Source organism: Paenibacillus cisolokensis, assembly GCF_050481165.1.
In the GTDB taxonomy this organism is placed as follows: domain Bacteria; phylum Bacillota; class Bacilli; order Paenibacillales; family Paenibacillaceae; genus Paenibacillus_AH; species Paenibacillus_AH cisolokensis.
This window is the reverse complement of the sequence record NZ_JBCNFP010000112.1, coordinates 1-21,530: the sequence shown is the minus strand read 5'-3', so window position 1 is coordinate 21,530 and position 21,530 is coordinate 1. Positions and strand designations below refer to the sequence as shown.

Here is a 21,530-nt window from a genome sequence, read left to right as displayed (position 1 = left end):
AAAAGTAGGGTTCGAAAGAAGAATGTGCAAAGCTATAATTTTTTGTGAAAACGATTACAATCAGTCTTGCCCGTCTATCCGCCGTGCCGCAGGGTGACCGATCAAATCCGCATCCTTTATAATGAAATGAATCATGCGACAGGAAGGAGGAGATCTTCGTTCGTGTACAAGGTGCTGCTCGTGGACGACGAGGTGTTCGTCCGCAAAGGCTTGATCAATCTGATCGACTGGCGTTCGCTCGGCTTTGAAATATGCGGGGAAGCGGACAACGGAGCGGATGCGCTGGAAATGATGAAGCGTCTCGGTCCGGATGTGGTCATTACCGATATCCGGATGCCGGTGCTCGACGGCCTCGAGCTGATTCGTACCGTCACGACGGAATGGGCGCGAAGCCCCGTATTTATCATCGTGAGCGGTTACCATGAATTTACGTATGCGCAGCAGGCGCTGCGTTACGATGTGCACGATTATATCTTGAAGCCGATCGACGAAGGGGAGCTTACGGCGATGCTGGCCAAGCTGGCCGGCATGCTGGGGGCGAAGAAGCTGAGCAGTCTGGCCGGCGAAAAGGTCGTGACCGGCACCTTGCTGGAAACGCTGGTCAAGGAGCGGTATGCCGGGGAGGAAGCCGCGCAATTTGCCGCCGCCCTGCGGATGGAAGCGACGGGGCGATTCGTCTACGCGCTGGCGGAGCTGCACCCGGAGACGGATTCCGGCACGGGCGCCGGCGGCTGGCCGGTCGAGGAAGCGGTCGCCGCGCTGCAGCCGGTCGCGGAGCGGATCGGCCGCCCGATTCCCGTCCATATCCATCAGCCCGGCCTGATCGGCCTGCTGCTGGACATGAGCCGAATCGCTTCGGCTACCGGCAATATGGAAGCGGTTTACCGCTTGGTACAAGCCGCCTTGTCCGAGGCGAGGGGGGCGCCGGTAACGCTCTACGTCGGCGGCGAGGTCGGGCGGATCGGCGAAGTTCATTCCTCTTGCCGAACCGCGCATCAGGCGATGTCCTATCAATTTGCGGAAGGCGAGACGCCGGTTCTGCTGTATGACCGGGTGGCGGGAACGGCGTTATATTATTTCGACATCGATTCGGAACTGTACGCGCAATTGCTTGAGCAGCTGGAAGAAAACGACAGGGAAGCTTATTCGGCCAGCATCGACCGGCTGTTCCGGCATTTCCGGGAAAAGCGGTTCGCTCCGGGCGCGGTATCGAACGCGATCGCCCGTTGCGTGATTGGCGTCATCAACGTCATCCGGGCGATGGAGGGGAGCGAGAAGGAGCTGGCTTCGCTTCCCGCGATCATGGATTGGCAATCCCGCCGGGTGCGGCTGCCGGGGCTGAAGCGGCTGTTTGCCGCCTTTATGGAGGAAGCGGCGGATTATATCGCGCGGCTGCGGCGGCAGCAGTCGAAAGCCGGCATCGAGAAGATCCGGAAATACATCGAGACGCATTATATGGAAAATATCAGCCTGAAGAGCATTGCGGCCAAATTTTATATGAATTCCGTTTATCTCGGGCAACTGTTCCGCAAAACATACGGCGTCTATTTCAACGACTATCTGCTCGGCATCCGGATCGGCGAGGCGAAGAGGCTGCTGCGGCAAACCGACTGCCGCATGTACGAAATCGCCGAAAAAGTCGGTTTTCAGAACGCGGACTACTTTGTCACGCAATTCGAGAAGCTCGAGCGCATGACGCCGACGGACTACCGCAACAAGCTGCTGGGCAAAAAATAACGGGTGGCGGTTATCGATGGGCAAGCTGCATTTGAACAACATCAAGCTGCGGGACAAGCTGCTGCTTATGTATCTCTTGTCGGTGTTCATTCCGATCGTCGTGACGAACGTCGTTTTCTACCATGTCACGACCAACAACATCCGAAACCAGAAAATCCGCGATGCCAACATCGCTCTCGAGAAGCTCCAGCGCGAGCTTCGCTCCGTCATCGACGAGGCGGCGGGCATCTCTTACCTCTACTACATCGATCCCGTGCTGAACGAGCATCTGAACCGCACTTACGAATCGGATATCGAATATGTGGAAGCGTTTAATACGGCGATGAAAGGCGTCTTCAACAAGTCCGAGCAAGCATACGGCACGATCGCCTCGACGGTCATCTACTCCGATAATCCGACGATACTGACCTCCGGAACGATTCTCCCGCTTACCGATGCGGTGCGCAGCGCGGACTGGTATGCGCAGTTTCGCCGAACGTCCGTCTCGTACCCGGTTCTGATCCATAGCGGGAACGATTTCAGCTTCGTCCAGCGGCTCGACTATGCGGCGTCCGGTCCCTATACGCAGATCGTCAAGATCGATTTGAACATGAGCACCGTCCGGCGGCTGTTCGCCGATTCCGGATTCGAGGGCAGCGTCTACTTCGTTCATCCTGACGGCACCGTTCAATATACGGACGACCGCGAGGTAGATTGGCGCACCGGGGCGACGCCGATGTCTACAGTGGCGCTGCCGGAGAAGCCGATCGCCTTCAGCAAGCATTATGCGAACAACAACTATTTGAACGGCTGGAGCCTGCACGGGGTTATGGACGAGAAAGCCGTCCTGCAGGAGGTGCGCAAGTCGAGCGCGTTCGTCTTCTATATGGCCTGCATCAATTTTCTGCTTCCGTCCCTTATTATCGCGGCGATCTCCCGGTCGATCCACGTGCGCCTCGTACGGATTCTCCGCCATATGAAAAAGGTGAAAAACCAGCATTTCGAAACGATTCCGTACGAGGAGTCGAGAGACGAAATCGGCCAGCTGACCGGCGAGTTCAACCGGATGACGCAACGGATCGACAGCCTGATCCACGACGTCTACATGGCGGACATCCAGAAGAAGGATCTGGAAATCAAGCGGCGGCAGGCGCAGCTGCAGGCGCTTCACAGCCAGATTAATCCGCATTTTCTGTTCAACGCGCTGGAGACGATCCGCATGCGCAGCCTGATCAAGGGCGAGGCGGAAACGGCCCGGACCATTAATCGCCTGTCCAAAATTTTCCGCAAATCGATCGTCTGGAACCGCGACTGGGTGACCGTGCGGGAAGAGATGGAGCTGATCGAATGTTTTCTCGAAATCCAGAAATACCGTTTTGGCGACAAGCTGGAATACCGGCTGACGGTGGAAGAGGCAGTCCATGATCTTCGCATCCCGAAAATGACGTTTCTTCCTTTCGTCGAAAACGCGAGCATTCACGGCATCGAGAGCTCTCCGGGCATCGGGCTCATTACCGTTCATATCGGATATGCGGACGGCCGGCTTGCGTTCCGGCTGACGGATAACGGCGTCGGAATTCCGCCGGAGAGGCTGGAGAGCATCGTCCGCTATTTGCAGGGCGGTGACGAAATGGGCGAGCATGTCGGCATGAAGAACGCTTATTACCGCCTCAAGCTGTGCTACAAGGATTCGTTCGATTTTGCCATCCGGAGCGAGGAGGGAAAAGGCACGGCGATCGAGATCTTGCTGCCGCCGAAGCCCGAAACGGCAGTCGTCTGAATTTTGCCGCCGAAGCCGGAAACGCCGGTCAGTTGAAGGTCATACGCCGCTTACACAAAGGGGCGGCAAGGGCCATGGTGTTTTCAATATGGTTTTCAAAGTACGATCTAAAGTTTGGAGGGTAAAAGTGGAAACGGTTTCTTTCTATAATGAAAGAGCTTACAAAAAAGAAGCTGAAAGGGGCGAGCAAGTTATGGTTCGAAAATGGTTGTCCGCCGTTCTGGCCGCCATGCTGGTCGTAATGGCTGCCTGCAGCAGCGGCAGCGGAAACGAAAGCGGCGGCGCTTCCGCCGGAGGAGAAGATTCGAACTCCGCAAGCGCCGAGAATCGCTCGGACGACGACAAAACGCCGGTTACGTTCACGTACTACAGCTTCAATACCGGTAAAGACGTGATGGCGTCCGAGACGACGATCGGCAAGGAACTGCAGCAGCAGACCGGCGTCGATTTCAAAATCGAATATCTCGTCGGCGACATCAAGACGAAGTCCGGCGTCATGATCGCAAGCGGCGACTATCCGGACGTCATCGTGCCGGAAGGCGAGATCGACAAGCTGCTCGACGCGGGCGCATTCATCCCGCTCGACGAGCTTATCGAAGAGCATGGGCCGAACATCAAGCGGGTATACGGACCTTACATGGATAAATTCCGGCAGGCGGACGGCCAAATTTATCACCTCCCGTTTTCCGCCAATCAAGGCTACATCGGCGAGCCGAATATCAGTCAGGGAGCGTTCTGGATTCAACGGTCCGTCCTGAAGGAATTCGGCTATCCGAAAATCAAGACGCTGGACGAATATTTCGATCTGATCAAACGCTACAAGGACAAATACCCGCAGGTGGACGGCAAGGATACGATCGGCTTCGTCTCGTTCGCCGGCGTGGCCGACAGCTTCTTCACGCTGACGAATCCGGCGATGCATCTGGCCGGTTATCCGAACGACGGCGACGTCATCGTCGATATGGAGACCCATGAAGCGAAAGTGTACCAGGCGACCGATCTGGAGAAGCGCTGGATCAAGAAGCTGAATGAGATCAACGCGCAAGGGCTGTTCGATTCGGAGTCGTTCGTCATGAACAAGGACCAGTACCTCGCCAAGCTGACAAGCGGCCGCGTCCTCGGGTACTTCAACTACGCCTGGCAGGTCGGCGACGCCACCAACAATCTGAAGCTGGCGGGGATCGACGAGAAGCGCTACGCGCCGCTTCCGATCGTGTTCGACGCCGACATCAAGGATCAATACCTCGATCCGCCGGCGTTCGTGAACAACCGCGGCATCGGAATTTCCGTCAAGGCGAAAGACCCGGTCCGGATCATCCAATATTTCGACAATCTGCTGAAGGAAGAAAACCAGATTCTCGTGCAATGGGGCATCAAGGACGAGACGTACAGCGTCGATGAGAACGGACGCTTCTATTTGAACGACGAGCAGAAGCTGAAACGCGACGATCCCGAGTTCAAGCGCTCCTTCGGCTTCCAGTATTTCGAGTACGCCTGGCCTCGCTACGGCAACAATTCGGTGTTGGCCGACGGCAACGCTTACGGCGTCGGGAATCAGCCGGAGGTGGCGTATGCGGGGTATACCGAAGGCGACAAAAAAATTCTCGATACGTACGGCGTCAAGACGTTCGCCGAATATTTCAGCAAGCCGGACGAACGTCCGTGGTACCCGGCATGGAGCATCAACAAAGGCCAGAACACGCCGGAGCAGCTTTTCGTGCAGAAGGCGAGCGACCTGCAGAAGAAATATTTGCCGAAGCTGATCTTGTCGGACCCGTCCGAGTTCGAGTCGCTGTGGACCGAGTACGTGAACGAGTTCGCCAAGCTGGATGCGAAATCGTATGAGGCGTTCGTTACGAAAGTGGTGAAAGACCGCGTCGCCGGCAAGTGGTAACACGGGCAACGACGTTGCAATAGGCCGGAACTGCTGCCGCATTCCGGCTTTTTCCGTCACGGAAGGAGTGGAGACGATACAAGTGGCGTTTTTCAGAAAGCTTGCCAGACAGAAGATGCTTGTGCTCATGTCGGTGCCGTTCCTCCTTTGGCTGATTCTGTTCAAATACGTCCCGTTGTGGGGCTGGACCATCGCCTTTCAGAAATACCGTCCGGCCAAACCGTTCGGCGATCAGGAATGGGTCGGCCTGGCGAATTTCGAATTTTTATTTCAGGACGACAGCTTCTACCAGGTGCTGCGCAATACGATCGTCATGAGCTCCATCAAGCTCGTGCTCGGCTTCGTCACGGCCATTGCGCTTGCGATCCTCCTCAACGAGCTGCGCAGCCTCGTCTTCAAGCGCATCGTCCAGACGATCAGCTACCTGCCGCACTTTATTTCCTGGGTGGTGGCGGCCAGCATTATCTCAACCGTGCTTGCGCCGGAAGGCATCTTCAACATTTTGCTGCTCAAGCTCGGCATGATCGATCAGCCGGTGCTGTGGCTCGGCATCGGGGAATATTTCTGGGGCATTCTCGGCGTGTCCGAGGTATGGAAGGATGTCGGCTGGAATACGATCGTCTATCTGGCGGCCATGACGACGATCGATCCGGCGCAGTACGAAGCGGCGGAAATCGACGGGGCCAGCCGCTTCCAGCGCATTTTGTACATTACGCTGCCTGGCTTGAAGCCGGTTATCGTCATTCTGCTCATTATGAATCTCGGGCATATTCTGGAGGCCGGGTTCGAGCCGCAATATTTGCTCGGCAACAGCATGACCGTCGACTACTCCGACAATCTGGACATTTTCGTCCTGAAGTACGGCATGAATATGGGCAATTATTCGCTTGCGACCGCGGCGGGCATGTTCAAGACCGTCGTCAGCTTTATCTTTCTCTTAACCGCCAACGCGATCGCCAAGAAGCTCGGCGAAAACAGACTGTTCTAAGGAGGCGCCGTGATGATGAGAACGAGCTCGCCGCCGGGAAAGCACGGCGGTTTGGCGGACCGGTTGTTCGATATTTTCAATATTGTCTTTATGATCCTGCTGGTCGTGGTGACGCTGTATCCGTTCATCAACATGCTGGCGATGTCGTTCAACGACGCGAACGATTCGATCCGCGGCGGCATCTATTTGTGGCCGCGGGTCTGGACGCTGCACAACTACGAATATATTTTTAACGAATCGTCGATTTACGGCGCGACGCTGATTTCGATCTTGCGCACCGTTGTCGGGACGGCGGTATCCGTCTTCTGCACCGCCATGCTCGCCTACACGGTAAGCCGCCAGGAATATGTGCTGCGCAAGTTCGTGACGATGGCGTTCGTGTTCACGATGTATTTCAGCGGCGGTCTTATTCCCGGTTATCTGCTCATCCGCGAGCTGGGGCTGATCAATTCGTTCTGGGTCTATATTTTTCCCGGCATTATCGGCGTATTCAACATGATCGTCATCCGCTCCTTTATCGAGGGGCTTCCGGATGGCATTCTGGAATCGGCCAAAATCGACGGCGCCGGCGATTTTACGACCTTCATCCGCATCGTACTGCCGCTGACCGTACCGGCGCTGGCTACCGTCTCGCTGTTTGTCGCGGTCGCGCAATGGAACTCCTGGTTCGATGTCTTTCTCTACAACTCGTCGAACATCAACTTGAGCACGCTTCAATACGAACTGATGAAAATATTGCAAACTTCCAATACCGCGGCCAATTCGATGACAGCCGCCGATCAGTTCGCTTCCGGCCAAGGGGGGACCGCGACCGTCACCCCGACGTCGATCCGGGCGACGATGACGATTATCGCGAGCGTGCCGATCATTATGGTTTATCCGTTTTTGCAGAAATATTTTGTTAAGGGCATGACGGTGGGCGGCGTGAAAGGATAAGTCGCTTGAATGCTCGGCGAGGCTATCGCGTCTGCGGGAGCAGGCCGGGGGCTATTTGCCGAAGGGAGGGAATTCGAATGAAAAGTCCGGGTTATGCATGCTGGCTGCGCTTCGACCGCATTGCCGATCCGGCGCTGCTTGCGCGCTACAGGCAATGGTGCGGAAAAATTGTCGTTTTATCGGGGGCCGATTCGCAAGGTCCGCTCAGGACAGCCGTCCGCGAGCTGACGGAAGGGATCGGCTCGCTGCTCGGGATGCGGCCGGCCGTTGTGAACACGGCGGGAACGTCGGAACCGCAGCGGGAGCGGTTTATCGTGCTGGACATCTCCGGCGGTCCGGATTCGGCGCATACGGACGGCGGCGAAGCGGATGCGCCGGCTTCACCGGACGGCTACCGGATCAGGACCATATACCGGGATGGCGGCGAATATATCAGGATTGCGGGGGAGTCGCCGGGCGGCGCGTTATATGCCGTTTTCCATTTTTTGCGGCTCTTGGCGACAGGCTCCGGCATCGAGGCGCTGGATATCGCGGAAGCGCCCGCATGCAAGCTGCGAATGATCAACCATTGGGACAATATGGACGGCAGCGTCGAGCGCGGTTACGCCGGGCGGTCGATCTTTTTCCGGAACGGTGAAGTGTTGGCCTCCTCCCCGCGTATTCGCGATTATGCGAGACTGATGGCTTCCATCGGCCTCAACGGTATCGCCATCAACAACGTAAACGTTCATCGTCTTGAATCGTCGCTGATTACGGAGCGGCTGCTGCCGGATGTCGCCGCCATTGCGGAGCTGTTCCGCGAATACGGCATCCGGCTGTTTCTGAGCGTCAATTACGCCAGTCCCGTCGAGCTCGGGGAGCTGCCGACGGCCGATCCGCTCGACCGGCGCGTCGCCGAATGGTGGATGCGGAGGGCGGCGGACATATACCGGCATATTCCCGATTTCGGCGGTTTTGTCGTGAAGGCCGATTCGGAGAACCGGCCCGGACCTTTTACATACGGACGCGACCATGCCGATGGGGCCAACATGCTCGCGGATGCGCTCGCGCCTTACGGCGGACTGGTGCTGTGGCGCTGCTTCGTTTACAACTGCCGTCAGGATTGGCGCGATCGCACCACCGACCGGGCGCGTGCCGCTTACGATCATTTCAAACCGCTGGACGGCCGGTTCCGGGACAACGTCGTGCTGCAAATCAAGAACGGGCCGATGGATTTTCAGGTGCGGGAACCGGTGTCGCCGCTGTTCGGAGCGATGGAGCGAACGAATCAGATCATGGAATTCCAAATTACGCAGGAGTACACCGGGCAGCAAAGGCATGTATGCTATTTGATCCCGCAATGGAAAGAAATTTTGGACTTCGATACTCTTCTCAAGGGCGAAGGAAGCACGGTGAAGGCAATCGCGGCCGGACAGGTCCATCCGTACACGCATTGCGGCATTACGGCTGTATCCAATGTAGGGGACGACGACAATTGGACAGGGCATCTTTTGGCGCAGGCCAATCTGTACGGCTACGGCCGGCTGATCTGGAATCCGGAGCTGGCGGCGGCGGAAATCGCCGAGGAATGGACGCGGCTGACGTTCGGCGCGGACCCGGAGGTGTTGTCCGTCGTGACCGGCCTGCTGCTGGAATCGTGGCCGATCTATGAGCAGTATACGTCGCCGCTCGGCGTCGGGTGGATGGTGAAGCCCCATGTTCATTACGGGCCGGATGTTGACGGATACGAATATTCGAAGTGGGGCACCTATCACTTCGCCGATTGCCGCGGCATCGGCGTTGACCGGACGCAGGCTAGCGGAACGGGATATACGGCCCAATACGAATCGGCCAACGCGGAACGCTACGAGCGGCTGGAAACATGTCCGGACGAGCTGCTGCTGTTCTTTCATCATGTGCCGTATACGCACCGGCTGCAATCGGGGAAGACCGTCATTCAGCATATTTATGACACGCACTTCGAAGGAGTGGAGCGGTTGCAATATTGGATCGGCCGCTGGGCGGAGCTGGAAGGCAAAATCGACGCGGACCGCTTCGGCCATGTGAACGAACGGCTTAAGGAGCAGCTGGATAGCGCGAAAGAGTGGCGGGACGTGATCAATACGTATTTCTACCGCAAATCCGGCATCGCCGACGAACGCGGCCGGGTCATTTATTAAGGAAGGAGCGGGTTCGAACAAGATGGCATCCTCAAGCTTTCAAGCGGGCGCGACGGACATGGGCATCCCGAAGCTGCGAGAGCGGTACGGAGATTGCTTCGATATCGGCGCCGCGGTGAATATGACGACAATGGAGACGCAGCGGGAATTGCTGGCCGCTCATTTCAACAGTTTGACGGCGGAGAACGATATGAAATTCGAACGGATTCACCCGGAAGAAGGGACGTACGACTTCGAGGCGGCGGACCGGATCGTCGCCTTCGCGGATGAGCACGGCATGAAAGTTCGCGGTCATACGCTCGTCTGGCATAATCAGACGCCGGAGTGGGTGTTTCGGGCGCCGGGCGGCGGGCCGGCGGACCGCAAGACGCTGCTGGCGCGGATGAAAAGCCATATCGACACGGTGGCCGGCCGGTACAAGGGGCGGATCTATTGCTGGGACGTCGTGAACGAAGCGGTGGACGATGGCGCCGGCGCCTGGCTTCGGCGTTCTCCCTGGCGCGAAGGAATCGGGGAGGACTACATCGCGCGCGCGTTCGAATACGCCCATGCAGCGGACCCGTCGGCGCTGCTGTTCTACAACGATTACAACGAATGCCATCCGGAGAAGCGGGACAAGATCATCCGTCTGCTGCGCACGTTGCAAGCGCAAGGCGTGCCGGTTCACGGCGTCGGACTTCAGGGCCACTGGAGCTTGAACGAACCGGAGCCGGACGATATCCGCGCCGCCATCGAAGGCTACGCGGCGCTCGGTTTGCAGCTGCAAGTGACGGAGCTGGACGTCTCCGTCTTCGAGTTCGGCGACCGCAGGACGGACTTGTCGGAGCCGCCGGCGGAACGGATGGAGCGGCAGGCGGAACGGTACGAGCGGATCTTCCGCCTGTTTCGGGAATATAAGGATGTCATTGCAGCGGTCACCTTCTGGGGGGCGGCCGACGATTACACGTGGCTGGACGACTTTCCGGTGCGGGGGCGCAAAAACTGGCCGCTGCTCTTCGACGAGCGGCACCGGCCGAAGCCGGCGTTTTGGCGGGTCGCAGAATGGGGGGGATTGCAACCATAAGCTTTAAAAGAGCAAAGCCGGCCACCCAATAACGGGTGTCCGGCTTTTTGCGAACTCGTACTGCTTACGGATTACCTGCAGCCGTCTGCGGCCGCTTCCTACAGCACCTGCTCGAGAAACCGGGCGGCGCGCTCGCTCTGCGGTCGGGTGAAGAACTCCTCCGGCTTCGCCTTCTCGATTAGCAGGCCACCGTCGAGAAAATATACCGTGTCCGCCGCCTCGCGCGCGAACTTCATCTCGTGCGTCACGATCAGCATCGTCATTCCGGACGAAGCCAGATCGCGGATAACGGACAGCACTTCCTTCACCATCTCCGGATCGAGCGCGGACGTCGGCTCGTCGAACAGCATGACGTCCGGGTCCATCGCCAGCGACCTGGCGATCGCGACGCGCTGCTTCTGCCCTCCGGACAGCCTGGACGGGTACACGTCGGCTTTATCTTCGAGTCCGACGCGCCTGAGCAGCTCGAGCCCCTTGGCGCGGGCCTCCTCCCGGGAAAGCCCCTTCACCTTGACCGGCGCAAAGGCGATGTTGTCGATGACGGTCATATGCGGAAACAGATGAAAATGCTGAAAAACCATACCGATCCGCTGCCGAACTTTCGTAATATCCGTCTTCGGGTCCGTAATCTCGATTCCGTCGATCTCGATGCGGCCCCCGCTCGGCGTTTCCAGCATGTTGAGGCAGCGGAGGAAGGTCGATTTGCCGGAGCCCGACGGCCCGATGACGGCGACCACTTCGCCGCGCTCGACGCTCGTCGTAATCCCGCGGAGCACTTCCAGCTTGCCGAACGATTTGGTCAATTGCTCAACGTTAATCACTGCGGCGCATCCTCCTTTCGAGCAAACGGGCCAGCGACGTCAACACAAGCACGAGCGCGTAGTAGATGACCGCCACGAACAGAAGCGGCTCGAACGCGCGGGCCGTATCGGCCTGGACGACATTGGCGCGGCGCATCAGGTCGGCGACGCCGATGACCGACACGAGCGACGATTCCTTCACCAGCGCGACGCATTCGTTGACCAGCGCGGGCAATATATTTTTGATCGCCTGCGGAAAAATAATGCTGACCATCATCGTCCGGTACGGAATGCCGAGCGCCATCGCCGCTTCGCGCTGCCCCTTGTCCACGGCCAAAATGCCGCCTCGTATCGTCTCCGACAAATACGCCGCGGAATTGAGTCCGAACGCCAGTCCGGCCGCCATCAGCGCCGAAATGTCGTACCCTGTAAGCTGGGGAGTCGCGAAATAGAAGATCAGCAGTTGCAATAGCAGCGGCGTTCCGCGGAAGATCGACGTGTAGACGGTGGCGAACCATTGTAACGGTTTCATGCTGGACAGCTTGAACAGCGACAGGATGCTGCCCCAGACGAAGCCGAACAGGGCGGATACGAACGTGAACAGCAGCGTGACGAAGACGCCCTCCAGCAAGTAGCCCATGTATCCGTCCAGGACGTTGAAATCGAGAATGCCGTTCCCCCGGCGCTCGCTCTCTTCCTTGCCGAACCATTTGTCGACGATCGCCTGCAGCGAGCCGTCTGCCCTCATATCGGCCAGCGCCGCGTTAAATTCCTCCCGGAGCGGCGATCCTTTCGGAAACGCGATCGCATATCCTTCGTCCTCGTCGGCTGCCGGGAGAAAGCGGTAGACGAGGTCCGTATCGCCGGCCGTATATTCCAGCGCCACCGCGTCTTCCAGAATGACCGCGTCAAGCCGTCCGGACTTGATTTCCTGCACCAGATCGGGAATCCGGTTCAGCTTCACGATCTCCGAACCGTCCATGCCGGCGACCGCTTTCTCTTGCGTCGAGCCGAGCTGGACGCCAATCCGCTTGCCCTTCAGCTCCTCCAGCGACGAATACGATTTTTCCTCCTTCGAGACGATCGTATTCCGCGCCGTATAATAGTTCTCGGAGAAATCGACGCTTTGCTTGCGCTCCTCCGTGACAGACATCGCCGACATGACAAAATCGACCCGTTTCGTTTGCAATGCGGCAATCAGGCCGTTGAAATCCATATTGAATATTTTCAGCTCGTACCCGAGTTTCTCCGCGATATGCCTGGCAATGTCGATATCGAGTCCGACGACTTCGCCGCCGCCTTTGGCGTCCACGCTTTCATACGGCGGATAGTCCGCGGATGTGCCCATGACGATCGTCTTCGGCTCGCCGCCGGACGTATTCGTCCAGACGCCGGCCGCCAGCAGAACGGCGGCGATTGCCGACAACGACCATTTCAACCATCTGCTCATTTTCCGGCTCTCTCCCATGTTGGATAATGAAATGTAAAACTTCCTTAGTTAATATAACCAAAAGTAAGAGGCCGGCACAATACGGAAATGTTTCCCGAAAATCCGCAAGCGGCGTCCGGCCTTACGTGATCCAACATATTTCTGCAAAATCAGTCAAAGAAATGTGGGATGGCTTGTGTTATAATTTGTGTAAAATAATGGAATGGGGAATGGTGTATGGTTAAAGCGACGGGTATCGTTCGAAAAGTCGACGAACTGGGACGGATCGTCATCCCGGTTGAGTTGCGCAGGACATTGGGCATTGAAATAGGCGATCCTCTGGAAGTGTATGTGGACGGCTCGGACATTTTGCTTCGAAAGTATACGCCGGGTTGCGTTTTTTGCGGCAGCATCCATCAGTTGATCGGCAACATCAATCATAATCTGATTTGTTATGAATGTGCGCAAACGATCGGCAAGATGAGCCAGGTCGCAACGGGCAGAGGTTGACGCCGGGCAGAGGTTGAGGCGGATTCGCCGGATTTCTATCGTTTGCTCAGCTGCGCGTATGTATTCAGCATCTCGTCAAGCTCCTGGGATTTTTGCAAAACAGCTATCGATCTTGCTCCGTACTGCAGCGCCAGTTCAACCAGTTCCTTGCGCAATATTTCGATCTTGTCTTTTACTTCTTCGATACTCAGACGATTTCCCTCCTTGTGAAGCGGTCGCCGTGAAGCGATCTCCTCTATCATGAATATCGGCAAATGAGGAAAAAACATCCACTTCCTGACGGTGAAAATTTTCCAAAATCATTCGCGCCGCAGCAAGACAGCATATACTCTCATTCAGAGAGCTGCGCGGGGATTCGGGGCTTGAAAACGGCCAGAGAGCTGCGCGGGGATTCGGGGGTTCAAACGGCCCAGAGAGCTGCGTGGGGATTCGGGGCTTCAAACGGCCCAGAGAGCTCCGCGTTCGTTTCGGCGACCAGAACGCGCCGCGCGCCGTGAATCTGCAGTCGGCGGGCTGCCGTACTTGTGGAAGCTTCATGCGGCGGTGAAGGCGGATGCGAACGGACGCATCGACGCGGATGCCGCGTCCGCCTATATCGAAGATTTCGGTCCGCCGCGCACCGGCCGGACGAAGATGAGCTATGCGTGGCCGTTCGCGGAAGGGGCGGACGGCGCGGTTCACGATATGCGGCGCTGCCTGCCCGATACGGCAGGCATCAACGAATTTCAATATTTGACGGAGCTGCGCAGCGGCTGGTGCGCTTATACCGACACGGCGTCCGGCATCGGGCTCGGGCTCGCCTTCGACAAGGACGTGTTCCGCTCCTGCTGGCTGTTTGCGACGTACGGCGGCTGGCGCAATTTGCAGACCGTCATTCTGGAGCCGTGCACAGGGTATCCGATCTCGGTGAACGAAGGCGTCGGGGCGGGGACGCATCGGACGCTCCCCGGCGGCGGGACGCTCGAGACCGAAGTGGTCGCGGTCGTGTACGAAGGTCTTCGGGCCGTGACGTCCATCGACCGCGACGGAACGGTGAAAGGGGAGAGTGGCACATGAAAAGATTTCAGGGAAAAACAGTGTTCGTGACGGGCGGCGCCACCGGCATCGGCTTCGCGACCGCCCGGCGCTTCGCCGAAGAGGGAGCTTCGGTTGCCATTATGGGCCGCCGGGCAAGCGTCGGGGAACAGGCCGCGCACGAACTGCGGGCGGCAGGCGGCCGGGCGATCTTCACGAAGGGCGACGTTGCCCGGGAGGAGGACGTCGTCCGCTGCGTTCGGGAAGCGACCGACGTGTTCGGCCGGATCGACATCCTTGTCAACAACGCGGCGATGTCCGTGCCGGTCGACTTCGTCGCCGCCGACACGGACGAGTGGAAGCCGGTGTTCGACGTCATTGCCTTCGGCACGTATTACTGCACGCGGACCGTCGCCCGGCATATGATCGAAGCGGGCATCCGGGGCTCGATCGTCAACGTTTCCTCCATCAACGCGTACCGCGCCCTTCCGGCATCGAGCCATTACAACGCGGCGAAGGGCGCCATGGACCAACTGACGCGCTGCACCGCCGTCGAGCTTGCCCCCTACGGCATCCGCGTCAACGCCGTCAACCCCGGCTTCGTCGATACGCCGATGTCGGTCGTGGACGGCGAGAACGAGCTGGAGACGGATTGGTTCAAGGACATCTACGTGGAGCGCAGAAAAATCCCCCAGGCACGGCCCGGGAGACCGGAAGAGATCGCTTCGGTGATCGCGTTTCTGGCATCGGACGATGCCGCGTACGTATGCGGCGCCACAATTCCGGTGGACGGCGGCCTGTCGGTAACGTTCTAATCCGACGGCCGCCGCCACGTTTTCCGGTAGAAGGTCGGGGAGCATCCTTCATGCTGCAGAAACGTGTGCAAAAACGCATTATAGCTGCCGAAGCCGGAAGCTTCCACGATCTCCCCGATCGTCCGGTCCGAGTGCAGCAACTGGTGTTTGGCATGGCCGAGCCGGATTTTCGTCAAATATTCCTTCGGGGAGAACCCGTAATACCGCTTGAACTGGCGGATGAAATGGTAATAGCTGAGGCCCGCCGCCCGGGCCGCCTGATGGATGTCGGCCGCTTCGGCGAACCGTTCCTCAAGATATTGGCGTCCGCGCTCCAGTGCGGACGGCGGCTCGCCGCCGCGTTCGGCCGGCCGCGACCGGTCGCGCAGCAGCACCTGCATCAGCAGCTCGTATAAGAGTCCCGACAGGACGGGCTCATTCTCGGGGCGGTCGGCCCCCATTTCCTCCAGCACGCTCCGCAGCACTGCCGCGTACCGCTCCTCACCCCGGTTCGTTCGCGGCAGCAGCACGTACGGCGCGCCGAACCAGGCCTGCCACTGGTCATCCAGCCCGCTGCCGTGAAAGACGACGTACATCATTTCGTACGGGTCGTCCGGGTCGGCGCGGTACGCATGCGGATGCCTCATGTTGTAGACGAGGCCGTCGCCCGGCTCCAGGTCGAACCAATCGTCCCTGTAACGGAAACGGCCTTTGCCCTTCGTAATGTAAATCATCTCGTAAGCGTTGTAGCTTTCCCGCTCGAACGCGAAGGTCGGCGGCGTCTGCTGAACGCCGCCGATCAAGGCGTAATAGAGCCGGGAGCGGGCGAACCCGCTCGGCGACAGCACATATTCGAAGTCGCCGGAAGGAATCATGTGGCGGACGCCGCCGACTCCGGCTCGGACTCGAACGCTTTCGGGTCCGATACCCATGGATGAACGCCCAGCAGCATCTTGCGCAGATTGGTCGTTGCCTTCGCGCGAAGCGCCTCGCTCGGCTCGTAACCCGGCCATGTGCGGACGAAGGGCGGCGCGTAGTTGTAAATGAGCGTGCGGCGGACGCGGTCGGAGTAGTTGTTCAGCGCCGAGTGGTACAAATAGCCGTGGAAGGCGACCGCGGTCCCTTTCTTCACCGTCATCCGGACATGTCCCGGCATATCCTCCTGCCGCTCGACCTTCGGCAGCTGGTCATTGGACATATGCACACTGCCCGGCAGGAAGGCCAGACAGCCGCCGTCGTAATCGACGTCCGACAGGAAGTAGAACACTTTCACCATGAAAGGCACCGGTTTTTCGTTGACGACGAGCCAGCTTCCGGTATCGCGGTGCCAGTTCGTATGCGCTTCCCGCTTCGGCGGTTTCAGCATCGCGTCGTTGTCGATCATGACGAACGAATCGCCGATCAGATCGCGCATGATCGACATCATTCTCGGATGCTCCATCAGCTCGAGGAACGCATCGTCATGCTCGATAATTCCGCAAATTTGCTCCACATGATTTAACTGTCCAAGCTCCGGGTTGGAGCCGCCGCTCGCTCTCCACCGGGCGAACGCCTCATCCATTTTCGCATTGTAGCGGTCGCACTCTTCCGGGGTCAAAAACCCTTCCAGCACCAAATATCCGTCGTGATGCCACGCCATATATTGCTCTTCCGTCAGTCCGTGTAACCGCATTCCAGATCCCTCCTAAAAAACTGATTTCGTTTGATTTACTTTGATTTTATCGGAGAAATCTGACGGCTGAAAGATGAATTGTTGCTTATTATACACTAAAAGTTGCTGTTTATTACACGGAATTCTGGGTCCGGTCTTCCGGCCGTTAGAGCAGGACGGTTTTATCCGCTGGAGGAAAAATGGCTTATTACAATCCGCTGATATTGGAACGAAATTTGCCGGAGATGAAAAAGATTTTGGCCGCAACGGAGCGCGCTACTCGCCCGCAATAATGATACCGTTCCAATGTCATGGTAAAGACGATGTCCGGCCTCTCTTACCTATCCGGATGTATCGGCCGATCTCGGTTTCCGGCCGGGCAACGATCCGGTATAATGATCTGTAAGCGAGGTGAGGTTTGGCCATGAGCGCGGAACGGCTGCGGCAAATGATCGATCGGAGCGATCATATCGTCTTTTTCGGCGGAGCGGGAACGTCGACGGAAAGCGGCATTCCCGATTTTCGCTCGGCGGATGGGCTGTACAACACATCGGACGGCGGGGCATACGCGCCGGAGGAAATATTGAGCCGGGACTTTTTCTACCGGCATCCGGAGGAATTTTACCGTTTCTACAAGACACGCATGCTTTATCCCGACGCGGCGCCGAATGCCGCGCATTACGCGTTGGCGGAACTGGAGCGGCAAGGGCGGCTGAAGGCCGTCATTACCCAAAATATCGACGGCTTGCATCAGAAGGCCGGCAGCCGCAATGTGCTCGAGCTGCACGGCTCGGTGCTGCGCAACTATTGCATCGATTGCCGGGAGCCGCATACGCTGGCGGAGGTGATCGGATCGGCGGAGACGGTTCCGAAATGCCGGGCTTGCGGCGGCATCGTCAAGCCGGACGTCGTCCTGTACCAGGAATCGCTCGACACCGATCTGCTGGAGCGGGCGGTCCGCTATATTGCGCAGGCCGACATGTTGATCGTTGCCGGCACATCGCTCACGGTACAGCCGGCAGCCGGTCTGATCCGGTATTACCGCGGAGACCGGTTCGTACTCTTGAACCGCGGCGAAACGCCGGCCGACCGTTGGGCCGACGTTCTGATCCGCGGCAGCATCGCCGAAGTGTTCGCCGGGCTTGGGCTTGGCCGAGAGGAATGATCCGATGAGTTTCAAATTGAGTGACAGGGAAATGGAACAGATCGCACAATGGGTGGATGATATGGGCGAGGATGCGTTTGAAGCCGCCTTGCGCAAAGGATTCAAGCGATGGCAGAAGATTGAGGCCCGGCTGTCGTTCGAGGAAGGGCTTTCCAGACTGACGAAACAGGACATTCATGGCATTGCCAGGCGGCTCGGTCTTGCGAAAGTAAGCGCCCTTCGGAAAGAGGCGCTGATTGATGCCGTGATCGAACATGCCGTCGGCCAGCTGGATTCTTTCGTAGCTACGATGGATGAGGACCGTTTCCGGGTGCTGGAGAGCGCCGCGAAAAACGATGGCCTGCTGATGCTCGACCAGGCGGACATGGAGACCGCGATTACGCTGATGGATATGGGTTTGGTCTATAGCGGCAAACATGATGATATCCCGGTGTTGGTCATGCCTCAAGAACTGATCGAGCCGGTCGTTCGGGCTGCCGGAAATGCTGCATTGCGGGAGCGCATTCGCAGGAATACGGAGCAGGTGAAGCTGGTACGCGGCATGCTGCATTTTTACGGGGTAATGGAGTTGGAGGAAGCGGTGCAGCTTCTGCTCCGATACATCGGTTTACCGAACGAATTCGAATTGATCGAAGCGCTGATTGAAGCTTCCAATGCTGATTATTTTCAGCTCACCGGAGACGCAATATTGGCCGACATGGATGTGGAAGATTGGGAGCGGCTGCTCGCCGAGCATCGGATGAGGCAAGACCTGCCGTTCTTCCCGTTCGACAAGAAGGAACTGATTCGGGCAGCCGCCCCGGATTACATCCATCGCAATACGGCATATGATAACTTCCGCAAGCAGATCAGACGAATCGCCGGTCTGAACGGTCCGCAGGCGGAACAATTGGCCGATGAAGTTTCGATCATGATTTTGCAGGGCCGGAACTATAACGATATTGTGATTGAACTGGTCGAAACATTGCGGCTGACCCGGATGGACCAGATGCAGAAACTGGCCGAGGCAGCCATGCCGATGTTCAACGGGACGAAGCAATGGATGCTCAAAGGACATGCTCCGAACGAGGTAAGGGCGCTGCAGGCGGTATCCTCCCGCCAGAACGTCGTCGATATGCGGACGCGGCGAAAAGCGGGGCGCAACGATCCTTGTCCGTGCGGTAGCGGTCGGAAATTCAAAAAGTGCTGCGGGCGGTCTTAAAGTGACATAACGTGTTTCAATAAGGAGAGGAGACGTTATGAAGGGCGATCGGTCAACCGATTTGAAGCCCGAAGTGCGGGCTTATTTGGAGCGTATCGGGTATTCCGGTCCGCTGGACGGCGGCGCCGCGGCGCTGGCCGGGCTGCAGGAAGCTCATCTTCACGCCGTGCCTTATGAAAATCTCGATATTTTGCGTGGCATCCCGCTGTCGCTCGATGTGCCGAAGCTGTACGACAAAATCGTCGTTCGCCGGCGGGGCGGCTACTGCTTCGAATTGAACGCCCTGTTCGGCTGGCTGCTGCGGGAGCTGGGATATGCGGTGACCGACTACATGGCCCGTTTCTGGCGCGACGAACCCGATCCGCCGCCGAAACGGCGGCATCACGTCCTGAGCGTCGAGGCGGAAGGCGCGTTATGGCTGTGCGATGTCGGCGTGGGCGGCATCGTGCCAAGGCGCCCCGTGCGCATCGCCGAAGGGATCGAGCAGCAGCAGGGCGACGAATGCTACCGGCTGGAGCGCGACGAATATTTCGGGTGGATGCTGTGCGAGCGCAAACATGGCGGGTGGAGCCGTCTTTATTCGTTCACCGAAGAACCGCAGCTGCCCAAAGATTACATCATGGCGACGTATTGGTGCGAGAACGCCCCGGATTCCATCTTCACCCGCGAGGCGATGATCGCCATTCGCACCGCCGACGGGCGAAATACGGTGGCCGGACGGGAGTTCCGGATTTTCGCGGGGGACGGCGTGCAAACGTTCGTGCCGCAGACGGAAGCGGAGTATCGGGATGCGCTGAAACGGTATTTCGGCATCGAACTGGAATAATGAAAATTCAGAGCGGGAGCACCGGGGCAGGGACTCCTGCTTTTTTATGTACGCCCAGCATGGGCGTCATCTTCAGGGTGAGGTGCGTGGACGGGGGCCGGCCGCCCCTCCTGCTCGATTCCGCAGTCCCAAGCGTTGACGGTTGAATGGAGATGACGGTTGAATGGACGCATCGGCGCCGTATTCGCCGTTTTTTTTCGAAGGGAGGCATATGAGGCGGCAGCGAAATTTGCATCCGGATCAGGCAGGGTTCCGGCAGCCGTACATCGAATGTTTGAGCAGCGACGGATGAAAGCGAGGTTGGGATGAGGATGAAGAAACTGCGGTGGGGCGTATTGGGGACCGGACATATAATCGGCAAGGGGGGAGCGGCGCTCAAGCAGGCCGGCAACGGGGAATGGCTCGGCGTGGCCGGGCGGAATGCGGAGAACGGGCGGAATGCCGCCGAACGGTTCGGCGTGCCCCGCGCGTATGCCGGTTACCGCGAGCTGCTGGACGATCCCGATATCGATGCGGTATATATCGCGCTGCTCAACCATTTGCATGCCGAGTGGGCGATGGCTGCCATAAATGCGGGCAAGCACGTGCTGCTCGAGAAGCCGTTCGCGCTATCGGCCGGGGAGGCGGCGGCGATCGTCCGGGCGGCGCGCGACCGCGGCGTTCATGTGGAGGAAGCGTTCGTATGGCGCCACCAGGAAGGACACGCCTTCGTCCGGGACGCGATCGCGGCCGGCGCGATCGGCGAGCCCGTGCTGTTCAAAGGGCATTTCTCGTTTCAAGCGCAGGAGCGGAGCACGCGGCTTGTCGCGGAATGGGGCGGCGGCGCGCTGTATGATATCGGATGCTATCTGGTGGCCTGGAGCCGCTATCAGTTCGGGCAAGAACCGGAGTGGGCCGATTGCCGCCTGATCCGAAGCGGAGAGCAGGGCGTCGACCGGAAATTTGCGGCGATGCTGGCATTCCCGAACGGCAGGACGGCCCAATTGTTCGGAGCGCTGGATATGCCGTACGGCTGCGGTTACGAAATAAGGGGGACGGAGGGCAAAGTCGAACTGGAAAGCTCTGCCGATGCGCAGACAGTTACGCTTCGAGTGTCGGTGAACGGGGAGACGCGCGATTTCACCACCGACCGGGTGACGCCGTTCCGGCTGCAGGCGGAACGGTTCGCGGAGCGCGTGCTTCGCGGAGAGCTGCTGCCGGACGACGGACAGTCCATCCTGACGCAGGCCCGGGCGATGGATGCGCTGTTCGCATCGGATAAAGCCGGCGCCCGCGTGAAGGTAGTCGTCAAGTAGAACGGGCCGTTCCCGGCGGATGAAGTGCCGAACAAGTCCCGGATGGCTTGTCCGGCACTTCTCGCTGCGCGCGACTTCCAGCAGGCGGCTTGCGTCGCGGTGGCGGTCAACCACATGCGGCGGAACACGGACGATCGTTGCGGCGCCGGAACGACAGCCATCCATTCGGCGGCAGCGGAGACAGCACGTATCGAGATCGTCTGGAACGGCGAGCCCTTGACGATGCAGCATGCACCGCTCGTTCGCGAGGGCCGCGTCTATATGCCTCTTCGGGAGCTGAGCGGGCTTATCGACGGGGCGGCGGTATGG

The 21,530-nt window shown here is 58.6% G+C and carries 20 protein-coding genes; 15 read left to right on the top strand and 5 right to left on the bottom strand.

The window, feature by feature from the left end; all coding sequences use genetic code 11:
- The first annotated feature begins 162 nt into the window (after positions 1-162).
- The 7 genes from ABEV74_RS18300 to ABEV74_RS18270 all read left to right on the top strand — a co-directional run bounded on the left by ABEV74_RS18300 (position 163) and on the right by ABEV74_RS18270 (position 10,536).
- A complete protein-coding gene (locus ABEV74_RS18300; protein ID WP_430148230.1) occupies positions 163-1,737 on the top strand; it encodes a response regulator in 1,575 nt (524 codons plus the stop codon).
- Positions 1,738-1,753: 16 nt separating this feature from the next.
- On the top strand, positions 1,754-3,496 hold the full coding sequence (locus ABEV74_RS18295; protein WP_430148228.1) for a sensor histidine kinase: 1,743 nt from the start codon (positions 1,754-1,756) through the stop codon (positions 3,494-3,496).
- A 193-nt stretch (positions 3,497-3,689) separates the two neighbouring features.
- On the top strand, positions 3,690-5,390 hold the full coding sequence (locus tag ABEV74_RS18290; protein WP_430148225.1) for an ABC transporter substrate-binding protein: 1,701 nt from the start codon (positions 3,690-3,692) through the stop codon (positions 5,388-5,390).
- A gap of 115 nt (positions 5,391-5,505) precedes the next feature.
- A complete protein-coding gene (locus tag ABEV74_RS18285) occupies positions 5,506-6,378 on the top strand; it encodes an ABC transporter permease (RefSeq protein ID WP_082655673.1) in 873 nt (290 codons plus the stop codon).
- 12 nt (positions 6,379-6,390) lie between these two features.
- A complete protein-coding gene (locus tag ABEV74_RS18280) occupies positions 6,391-7,314 on the top strand; it encodes a carbohydrate ABC transporter permease (protein WP_430148222.1) in 924 nt (307 codons plus the stop codon).
- Positions 7,315-7,391: 77 nt separating this feature from the next.
- Positions 7,392-9,473, top strand: coding sequence for an alpha-glucuronidase family glycosyl hydrolase (locus tag ABEV74_RS18275; protein WP_430148219.1), 2,082 nt, complete (start codon positions 7,392-7,394; stop codon positions 9,471-9,473).
- Between the two features lie 22 nt (positions 9,474-9,495).
- Positions 9,496-10,536, top strand: coding sequence for an endo-1,4-beta-xylanase (locus tag ABEV74_RS18270; RefSeq protein ID WP_430148216.1), 1,041 nt, complete (start codon positions 9,496-9,498; stop codon positions 10,534-10,536).
- A gap of 98 nt (positions 10,537-10,634) precedes the next feature.
- Here the strand turns inward: ABEV74_RS18270 and ABEV74_RS18265 are convergent, their stop codons facing one another.
- Complete coding sequence (locus ABEV74_RS18265; protein WP_213527621.1) at positions 10,635-11,357, bottom strand: amino acid ABC transporter ATP-binding protein; 723 nt, start codon at positions 11,355-11,357, stop codon at positions 10,635-10,637.
- Positions 11,350-12,786: an ABC transporter permease subunit gene (locus ABEV74_RS18260; protein WP_430148213.1), complete on the bottom strand. Its 1,437-nt coding sequence runs from the start codon at positions 12,784-12,786 to the stop codon at positions 11,350-11,352. The genes ABEV74_RS18265 and ABEV74_RS18260 overlap by 8 nt, the downstream gene beginning before the upstream one ends.
- Before the next feature lie 216 nt (positions 12,787-13,002).
- On the opposite strand from ABEV74_RS18260, the gene ABEV74_RS18255 reads away from it, so the two are divergent.
- Positions 13,003-13,275 (top strand): AbrB/MazE/SpoVT family DNA-binding domain-containing protein, encoded by a 273-nt coding sequence (locus ABEV74_RS18255; RefSeq protein ID WP_062495752.1) that lies wholly within the window; start codon positions 13,003-13,005, stop codon positions 13,273-13,275.
- Positions 13,276-13,310: 35 nt separating this feature from the next.
- Here the strand turns inward: ABEV74_RS18255 and ABEV74_RS18250 are convergent, their stop codons facing one another.
- Positions 13,311-13,544, bottom strand: a complete 234-nt coding sequence (locus ABEV74_RS18250) for a Spo0E family sporulation regulatory protein-aspartic acid phosphatase (RefSeq protein WP_430148210.1) — start codon at positions 13,542-13,544, stop codon at positions 13,311-13,313.
- A 253-nt stretch (positions 13,545-13,797) separates the two neighbouring features.
- On the opposite strand from ABEV74_RS18250, the gene ABEV74_RS18245 reads away from it, so the two are divergent.
- Together ABEV74_RS18245 and ABEV74_RS18240 are read left to right on the top strand one after the other, a co-directional pair.
- Positions 13,798-14,331 carry a hypothetical protein gene (locus ABEV74_RS18245; protein WP_430148208.1) on the top strand — a complete coding sequence of 178 codons (534 nt, stop codon included), beginning with the start codon at positions 13,798-13,800 and terminating at the stop codon, positions 14,329-14,331.
- The gene (locus tag ABEV74_RS18240; protein WP_430148205.1) at positions 14,328-15,104 is read left to right on the top strand and encodes an SDR family NAD(P)-dependent oxidoreductase; all 777 of its coding nucleotides are present in this window, start codon (positions 14,328-14,330) and stop codon (positions 15,102-15,104) included. Before ABEV74_RS18245 ends, ABEV74_RS18240 begins: the two co-directional genes overlap by 4 nt.
- Here the strand turns inward: ABEV74_RS18240 and ABEV74_RS18235 are convergent.
- Together ABEV74_RS18235 and ABEV74_RS18230 are read right to left on the bottom strand one after the other, a co-directional pair.
- Entirely contained in the window at positions 15,101-15,958 is an 858-nt protein-coding gene (locus ABEV74_RS18235; RefSeq protein ID WP_062495706.1) for an AraC family transcriptional regulator, read from the bottom strand. The two genes, ABEV74_RS18240 and ABEV74_RS18235, sit on opposite strands and share 4 nt — an antisense overlap.
- Positions 15,955-16,755 carry a phytanoyl-CoA dioxygenase family protein gene (locus tag ABEV74_RS18230; protein ID WP_062495704.1) on the bottom strand — a complete coding sequence of 267 codons (801 nt, stop codon included), beginning with the start codon at positions 16,753-16,755 and terminating at the stop codon, positions 15,955-15,957. The genes ABEV74_RS18235 and ABEV74_RS18230 overlap by 4 nt, the downstream gene beginning before the upstream one ends.
- 403 nt (positions 16,756-17,158) lie before the next feature.
- Between ABEV74_RS18230 and ABEV74_RS18225 the strand changes: the two genes are divergently transcribed.
- The 5 genes from ABEV74_RS18225 to ABEV74_RS18205 form a co-directional block, all read left to right on the top strand.
- Positions 17,159-17,899 carry an NAD-dependent protein deacylase gene (locus ABEV74_RS18225; protein ID WP_430148201.1) on the top strand — a complete coding sequence of 247 codons (741 nt, stop codon included), beginning with the start codon at positions 17,159-17,161 and terminating at the stop codon, positions 17,897-17,899.
- A 4-nt stretch (positions 17,900-17,903) separates the two neighbouring features.
- Positions 17,904-19,100: a YecA family protein gene (locus tag ABEV74_RS18220; RefSeq protein ID WP_430148198.1), complete on the top strand. Its 1,197-nt coding sequence runs from the start codon at positions 17,904-17,906 to the stop codon at positions 19,098-19,100.
- A 37-nt stretch (positions 19,101-19,137) separates the two neighbouring features.
- Positions 19,138-19,926, top strand: a complete 789-nt coding sequence (locus ABEV74_RS18215) for an arylamine N-acetyltransferase family protein (protein WP_430148195.1) — start codon at positions 19,138-19,140, stop codon at positions 19,924-19,926.
- 311 nt (positions 19,927-20,237) lie between these two features.
- Positions 20,238-21,221: a Gfo/Idh/MocA family protein gene (locus tag ABEV74_RS18210; RefSeq protein ID WP_430148192.1), complete on the top strand. Its 984-nt coding sequence runs from the start codon at positions 20,238-20,240 to the stop codon at positions 21,219-21,221.
- A gap of 24 nt (positions 21,222-21,245) precedes the next feature.
- A partial coding sequence (locus ABEV74_RS18205) for a stalk domain-containing protein (RefSeq protein WP_430148189.1) occupies positions 21,246-21,530 on the top strand: 285 nt, incomplete at its 3' end.